Here is an 8,107-nt window from a genome sequence, read left to right as displayed (position 1 = left end):
GATGAACGGCGTCTTCTACTTCATCGCCGACAACGGCCTCACGGCCTGGGAACTGTGGCGCACGGACGCCACGCCCGAGGGCACATGGCGGCTCGCGGAGAGCACGTACGGCCAGTACAACCACCACGAGGTCCAGGAGATGACGGTGGTGGGGGACGTGCTCTACTTCGGGTCGAGCAACAAGCTCTACCGCTCCGACGGCACGGTCGAAGGCACCCGTCTGCTCTACGCGTTCGACGACAGCGCGCACTCGCTGGAGACCCGCACCTTCACCAGCGCGGGGCGGCTGTACATCAGCGTTGGTTACAGCAGCACCTGGTCGCGCTGGACCAGCGACGGCACGCCCGAAGGCACCCGCCGCGCCGGTAGCGGCTCCGCCAGCATCGTCGCGGAGGACGGCGACCGGCTCTTCCTGGAGAGCGTCAGCGGCACCCGGGCCCCCTATTCCCACTCGCTGTCGTTCTCGCAGGAGGACCCGACGACCACCCGGTTTCTCAAGGCCGTGTCGTCGAGCCGCTCCTATGGCGACATGACGCCGCTCGGGAGGATTGGCGCACAGCTCCTCTTCGAGTGGACCACCACCGCGGAGGGCTCGGAGCTGTGGCGCACGGACGGCACGCCCGCGGGCACGGTCCTGGTGAAGGACCTGGTGCCCGGCGCCGAGTCCTCCAGTCCGGCGAAGGGCACGCTGCTGGGAGACCGCGTCTACTTCCTCGCCAACACGGTGACGGGCTCCGCGCTGTGGCGGACGGACGGGACGGCGGAGGGCACGGTGGAGGTGAAGGCCTTCGCCGCGAAGCTGCCCGCGACGGTGGACCTGCGCAGGGTGGGCGCGGCGCTCGTCTTCACCGCGGACGACGGCGTGACGGGCGTCGAGCCCTGGACCAGCTACGGCACGGCGGAGGGCACGCTGCGGCTGGGAGACCTGAACCCCGGCGCGACGGGCTCCGCCCCGGATGAGTTCGCGGTGACCGGTGCCCGGGTGCACTTCCTGGCCACGGTGGAGGGCCACAAGGAGGTCTGGGCCACGGATGGGACGATCGCGGGGACGCGGCGGGTGAGGGCGGTGGATCCGGACATGCACCTGCAGTGGTCTCCCGACACGCTGGGCCACGCGTTCTTCGGCGCGACGGAGGGCGGCCGGATGAAGGCCTGGCTCAGCGACGGCACGGTCACCGACCTGCCGCCTGTCCGGGTGATGGCCGCGTCCAATGGCAGCTCAAGCCCCTCGAACTTCGTCGCCGTGGGCACGACGGTGTACTTCATCCCGGAGCTGAAGGGCCCGCTGCTCAACCCCATCTTCCAGACGGACGGCACCCCGGAGGGGACCCGGGAGGCCATCGCGCTGCCCTATGGCGCGAGCCAGGGGTATCCCAGCCAGCTCACCCCCTTCGCGGGGGGCAAGCTCGCCTTCCGGCGCAGCTACTCCAACCTCTCCGTGGGCGACCCTGGGAAGGGCACGGCCACTTCTTCCCTGGGCGCGGGGAGCCCGCTGGACTTCAAGCCGGTGGGGACGAGGCTGGTGGGCCTGTGGTGGCAGAGCCCGTACTTCCAGCTGTGGACGCACACGGAGAGCTCGACGACCACGACGCGGCTGCTGTCGCTGAACGGCTCCCTCGACTTCGCGTCGGATCTGTTCCCGGTGGGGGACGTGCTGGTGTTCGCGTTCTACAACCCCTCGACGTATCGCTATGACCTGATGCGCACGAATGGCACCGCCGCGGGCACCACCCGGGTCGCGCAGGTTCCGGCCCGGCTCGAGTCCTTCACCAGCGCGGGCGGCTTCGCCTGGTACGTGACGCAGGGAGTGGTGTGGCGCACCAACGCCACGGCGTCGGGCACGCTGGCGCTGACGGCACCGTCGGTGCTCGCGCCCGAGGACCTGAAGGCGACGGGCGGGCTGCTCTTCTTCACCGCGATGGAGACGGGCGTGGGGCGGGAGCCCTGGGTGTCGGACGGCACGGTGGCGGGAACACGCCGGCTCGCTGACTTCCAGCCAGGGGCGGGGTCGAGCCGGCTGCTCGTGGCGACGCTGCACCACGGCACGCCCTACCTGCTGCTGCAGAACGCGCAGGGCCGCTTCCTGGTGAGGACCGACGGCACCCCGGCGGGCACGGTGAAGGTCGCCGAGGCACCGGGCGCGACGTGGCTTGTCTCCCGGGGCGGCGCGCTGCTGTTCGACGGGGCGGAGCCCGCCACGGGCCTGGAGCCGCGCTACTACCTGCCGGGGGCGAGCACCTCCACGCTGCTGGCGGACGTGACCCCGGGGCCCCTGGGCTCGGCGCCCGGGATGCCTGTGTTCGCGGGCGCCCGGATGGTGTTCGCCGCCACGGCGGAGGAGGAGGGGCGCGAGCCGTTCGCCATCGAGCTGGACGGGACGGGACCCACGGTGACCGCCGCGCTGGAGGGGACGCCAGGCGGCGGAGGCTTCTACCGGAGCGACGTCACGGTCCGCTTCCAGGCCGGGGACCCGGAGTCCGGCACGGCGCTCTCCACCGTGGGCTGTGAGGCGCTGACGGTGACGGACGACACGCCGGGACGGAGCGTCACGTGCACGGCGTACTCGCTCGGGGGAGCCACGCCGCTCACGGTGACCGTGAAGCGGGACACGACGCCGCCCACGGTGAGCTGCCCGGCGGACCGCGTCGTCACGGAGGGTGCGGCGCCGGCCTACGACGTGAAGGCGACGGACGCCATCGATGCCGCGCCCGTCGTCCGCGTCACACCCGGCACGGTGCTCCCGGTGGGCCAGCACACCGTCCAGGCCGAGGCGGCGGACGTTGCGGGCAACCGCGCGACGTGCCAGTTCCAGGTGACCGTGCTCCCCGTGCAGACTGCGGACGCCGGCACGGACGGTGGCACGGACGCCGACGCGGGGACCGTGGACGCGGGCCTCCCGGACGCCGGAACCGCAGTGGATGCCGGCATGAAAACGGACGCTGGCACGGGTGGAGGCGCGAAGCCGGAGGACTCCGGCTGTGGCTGCGCGGGCGCGGGCGCGTCCGCGAGCGTGCCGTGGGTCCTGCTCACGCTGGTAAGGCTGTCCCGACGGCGCGCGCGTTCGCTCCGGTCCGCACACGTGCGCGTGGGTGTCGCAGCCGCAGGGGAATGAGGAGCGGTGCTCGCCAGGCCCCGGCGCAAAGGCACCTACAGGCCGCAGGGTAGGGGGCTCAAGCGGCCTCTCCACCGGCCGGGCTCACTGCTCGGGCGGCCCCCGTCAGCGGCCCTCCTCGGCTTCCGCTTCAGCCCTCACCCTCACCATGGCTTCTCTCCCGCCTTGACGCATGCGCTTGATGACCACGAGCAGCGACGCGTCCTCGTACACCGGCTCGAAGCTGTCCAGCGTCTCCCCTTCGAACCGGGGCGGGCGGCGCCAGCGCTGATGCGCTCCCGGTACACATCGCCGTCATTCATGCCGACAGGGCGCTACGGCTTGCGCTTTGGGAGACGGACGGCGGCAGCAGCGGCGGCGGCTTCTCGCAGCTTGTCCTTCTTGCTCTTGCGCCGGCCTCCACTCCGCCGTTCGCATCCAGCGGCGGCGCGGTGGGCCCCGCCGTCTCCGTCGGCTCGAAGCCCGACACCTGTGCTCGCGCGACGGAGAGGTGGTTCCGTTTCTCGATGAGCCGGAAGTGGGCTTCGGTGCCGGCGCTGAGCGGGGATCCGTTGGAAGGCCCGCTCAGGGAGAGAACTTGGAGAGCAGCATGTACCTGGTGGTGCCGTCGCTGTAGCCGCCGCTGACGACGAACCCTCCATCCTGGGTCATGGCGAGGCTCTGCCCGTCCGTGACCCAGGTGCTGGGGTAGGGGAAGCTAGACCAGAGCGTGTTCCCACTGGTGTCCATCTTCAGGACGAGGAGGTTCCGCTGGCTATCGGACGGGGTGATCATGCCCACGATGACGTAGTTGCCATCGCCCGCGATCCTGACGTCGCTCAGATAGTCTCCAGGGGTTCCCGCGTTGATGGTCCGCGTCCACAGGGCACCGCCCGTGGTGTTGAACCGAACCGTGTAGAACTCGGCGTCAAACGTACCCGCCCGGTAGATGTAGCCAACAGCCACGTAGCCAGTGGAGGTCGCGGCCACTCCCGTGAAGTACGCGAACCGTCCGGAGGTGGTCTGGAAGCTGGTCGCTCCGGTGCTGCTCACCTTCGCGATAAAGCCATAGGTCTCCCAGCCTCCGGTCACCCGGACCTGCTTGGAACCGACGGCGACATAGCCCCCGCCAGGGACGTTGGCGACCCCCTCGAACTCATAGGTGCCATCCGCGCCGCTGGAGAACGGCTTGCTCCACTGCACGCTTCCCGTGGCGGAGAACTTCATCATGTAGGCGTCCTCGTAGCCCACGTTGTTCCGGGTCTTGCCGACGATGATGCATCCTCCGTCAGGCGTGACCTCCATGGCGGCCGGATACTCCTGGAGGGCTCCGCCATACGGGCCCTGCCAATAATAGGCACCCGTGGGGTCGGTCCTGACGACATAGAAGTCGAAGTTGTTGTTCTGGAAGTGCTGCCCCGCGAGCATGAACCCACCCTCACTCGTCGCGCGGACCTCGACTCCGGTGTCCTCGGCGGTGGTGCCGTAGGCGTAGGCCCACTGGATGTTCATGAGGGCGTCTGTCTTCACCAGGAGGATGTCCAGGTCGCCCAGGACCGTGGTGGAGCCGGTGAACGCATAGCCACCGTCGCTCGTCTGGATGATGGAGCCACTGTTGGCCTGGGTGAACAACTGGAAGTCTTGCAGGACGGGCGCGACCGCGAAGGCGTGGACCTCCGAGGCGACCAGCGCCGTGACGTCCACTTGTTTCGTGAAGGCAGGGTGGCCTGTCAGGGCCACGCCCTTCGCCTGACCCAGGGGCGCGGCGTCGGGCAGAGCGCCTCCGTAGGCGAGTGGAGCGGCAAGGCCTGCGATGAGAACCAGGTTCTTCCAGGTGGACTGAATCATTACGGCGCTCCAAGTCATGTCACTCAAAGGGAGGATTCCCTTTGAATGAGAGGGAGCCGGCGCTGTGCAAAACGATGCAGGAAATCAACACGTCGCCTCAAGTGCCCGCCCCGTGAGCGCCGCGTGACTTCGCTGCGGAACTGAGGCTCAATGGCCGTGATTGCTTTCGGCCAGGGGGAAAGGTGCAGCGCATGTTCAGGTGGCTGGCGGCGGTGGTCCTGTGCTGTTGGGTTGGAACAGCTTCCGGGGAGGCGAAGCCAGGGGCGCGGCTGGAGGCGGCACAAAAGGCATACAGCGAAGCGATGACGCTCTATGAGGCAGGCAAGTACGCCGAGGCCGTCACCAGGGGCGAGGACGCGCTCACGCGATGGGAAGCAGAGCTGGGAGGGGCTTCCCCGGACGTCGCCCGGTGTGTGGATCTGCTCGGGTTGCTTCACTGGCTCCAGGGGGACTTCGACCGGGCCGAGCCGTTGTTCCAGCGCGGACTCGAGATCCGGGAGAAGGCCTTCGGCAAGGATCATCCCGACGTCGCCGACTCCCTCAACCATCTCGCCAATCTCTACATCCAGCAGGGCAGGTACACCCGGGCCCAGCAACTCCACGAGCGTGCGCTCACGATTCGCGAAGCAGCCTTCGGCAAGGACCATCCCAACGTCGCGGGATCGCTGAACAACCTGGCCACCGCCTACAAGTCCCAGGGCTTCTTCGAACGGGCCGAGCCGCTCTACCAGCGTGCGCTCGCCATTCGGGAAGCGGTCCAGGGCAAGAACCATCTCAAGGTCACCGGCCCGCTCAGCAACCTCGCCAACCTCTACGTGGAACAGGGGCTGTATGGGCGGGCTGAACCGCTCTACCTGCGTGCGATCGCCATTCGGGAAGCGGCCCAGGGCAAGAACCATCCGGACCTCGTCTCCGTGCTCCACAACCTCGCCCTCGTCTACTTGGCCCAGGAGCTTCACGAGCGGGCCGAGCTGCTCTTTCGGCGCGCGGTGGCCATCCAGGAAGCAGCCCTCAGCAAGAACCATCCCGAACTCGCCATGACCCTCACCAACCTCGCCGACCTCTACGCGTCCCAGGGACTGCTCGGCCGGGCGGAGCCACTCTTTCAGCGCGCGCTCACCATTCTGGAGTCGGTCCCCGGCAACAACCATCGCAACGTCGCCAGCCTGCTCCACGACCTCGCCAGGCTGTACCTGGAACAGGGGTTGTATGACCGGGCGGAGCCACTCTTCCTGCGCGCGCTCGCCGTCCAGGAGACGGCCCTCGGCAAGGACCATCCCGCCCTCGCCCAGACGCTCAACACCTTCGCCCAGCTGCGTCTGGCCCAGCATCGCCTCGACGACGCCCTGCCGCTCTACACCCGGGCTTTCGCCATCTCCGAGCATCGCCTGCGCCAGGAGGCGCTCGATTTCTCCGAGTCGCGCCTGGGCAGCTTCCTCCAGTATCTGCGCGCGGACGAGCAGGGCCTCTACGCCCTGCTGCGCGCCCATCCCGGGGACGCTCGCGTGCGGCGCCTGGCCCTCGGCTCGGTGCTCCTGCACAAGGGACGCTCCGTCGAGGAGACGGCCGACATCTCCCGCACTCTCTACCGAAGCCTGGACGCCGAGGCACTCGACATCCTCGAGCGGCTGCGCGGCCTGCGCACCCGACTCGCGAGCTTCTCGCTCGCGGATCCCGGCGCCCTGTCTCCGACGGAATATCAACAGCGTCTCAAGGCGCTCGCCGACGAGGGAGATGCCCTCGAAGCGGAGCTGGCCAGGCGCTCCGCGCCCCTGCGGGGACGCACCGCCCTGCCGCCCCCCGACAAGATTGTCGACCGCGTCGCCGCCTCCCTCCCCCAGGACGGTGTCCTCATCGAGTTCATCGCCTACGTGGACCGCCCCCTCGTTCCCAAACCCGGAATGGCCCGCGTGAAGCGCCCTGGCACGCTTCGCTATCTGGCGCTGGTGCTCTTCCCCGATGCCACCACCCGGGCCCTGGACCTCGGCCCCGCGGCCCCCATCGACCGCGCCGCCACGCGCCTGCGCGACGCTCTCGCACGCCGCGACGCTCGATTCGAGGCCTCCGCCCAGGCCCTCTACCGGCTCGCCTTCCAGCCCCTGCGGCCCCTGCTGGGCAATCGCCGCCGGCTCTTCCTCTCACCTGACGCACAGCTGAGCCTCGTCCCCTTCGACGCGCTCCACGATGGCCGCCACTTCCTTCTCGACGCCTTCGACTTCACCTACCTCACCTCCGGCAAGGAACTCCTGCCACGGACCTGGGACAGTCGCCCTGCGTCCTCCATCGTCGTCCTCGCCGACCCGGACTTCCATGCGTCGGCTGAAACACCCCCCCAGGCCCTCGGCCCCACACCCGCGCACGACGAGCGCTCCGCGTCCCTGGGGCGCTTCTCCGCCCTGCGCGCGGGCCTTGCCGCCACGCCCTGGACAGCCCTGCCGGGCAGTCGCCAGGAGGCGGAGAGCATCAAGCGGCTCCTCCCCCAGGCCGAGCTCTTCCTCGGCCCCGAGGCCACCAAGCAGCGACTGTTCCTCCTGCCCACGCCCGGCGTGCTGCACCTGGCCACCCACGGCTTCTTCCTCGAGGACGCCTCCGCGCCCAGGGGCTCCAGGGCTGTTGTCAGCTTCGGGGGCCTGGGAAATGGTGCCCCCCGGGATCATCCGCCTGATCCGCTGCTGCGCTCGGGGCTGGTCTTAGCGGGAGCACCTGCTCCCGCGAGTGGCACCCTGGATGCGGCCAGCGCTTCCGCGGACCGGACGATGGTGACGGCGCTGGAGCTGGCGGGTCTCAACTTGTGGGGCACCCAGCTGGTGGTGCTGGCCGCGTGTGATACCGGGCGAGGCGACGTGCGGCTGGGGCAGGGGGTCTTCGGCCTGCGCCGGGCCTTCGTCGTGGCAGGCGCGGAGACCGTGGTGATGAGCCTGTGGAAGGTCAACGACGCGAAGACCGGTACCCTCATGGAGGCCTACTACCGCAACCTGCTCGCGGGGCAGGGCCGCGCCACGGCGCTGCGTGAGGCCATGCGCGAGTTTCAGCGGATCCAACCTCATCCCCACTACTGGGCCCCCTTCATCGCGGTGGGCAGCGACGCTCCCCTGCACGCGCTGGCGCCCCGCCCCCAGCAGGCACCGGACTTGAGCCCACCGAGGGGCCCCTGATCCGGAGGTGACA

3 protein-coding genes are annotated in these 8,107 nt (G+C 69.5%); 2 read left to right on the top strand and 1 reads right to left on the bottom strand.

Annotation, left to right across the window (positions count from 1 at the left end; all coding sequences use genetic code 11):
- Positions 1–3,112 (top strand): HYR domain-containing protein (locus tag D7W81_RS02050; protein WP_120553608.1); only part of this gene is annotated, 3,112 nt, incomplete at its 5' end.
- A 564-nt stretch (positions 3,113–3,676) separates the two neighbouring features.
- Here D7W81_RS02050 and D7W81_RS02035 read toward each other — a convergent pair.
- The gene (locus D7W81_RS02035; protein WP_120553607.1) at positions 3,677–4,939 is read right to left on the bottom strand and encodes a hypothetical protein; all 1,263 of its coding nucleotides are present in this window, start codon (positions 4,937–4,939) and stop codon (positions 3,677–3,679) included.
- A 302-nt stretch (positions 4,940–5,241) separates the two neighbouring features.
- Here D7W81_RS02035 and D7W81_RS02030 point away from each other — a divergent pair, with 302 nt between their 5' ends.
- Entirely contained in the window at positions 5,242–8,094 is a 2,853-nt protein-coding gene (locus tag D7W81_RS02030) for a CHAT domain-containing protein (protein WP_497747126.1), read from the top strand.
- The last annotated feature ends 13 nt before the right edge of the window (positions 8,095–8,107 follow it).

The sequence above is a fragment of the Corallococcus aberystwythensis genome (assembly GCF_003612165.1).
GTDB classification, from domain to species: Bacteria; Myxococcota; Myxococcia; order Myxococcales; family Myxococcaceae; genus Corallococcus; species Corallococcus aberystwythensis.
Note: the sequence above shows the minus strand (reverse complement) of the source record. Positions and strands in the feature narration are given on the sequence as shown.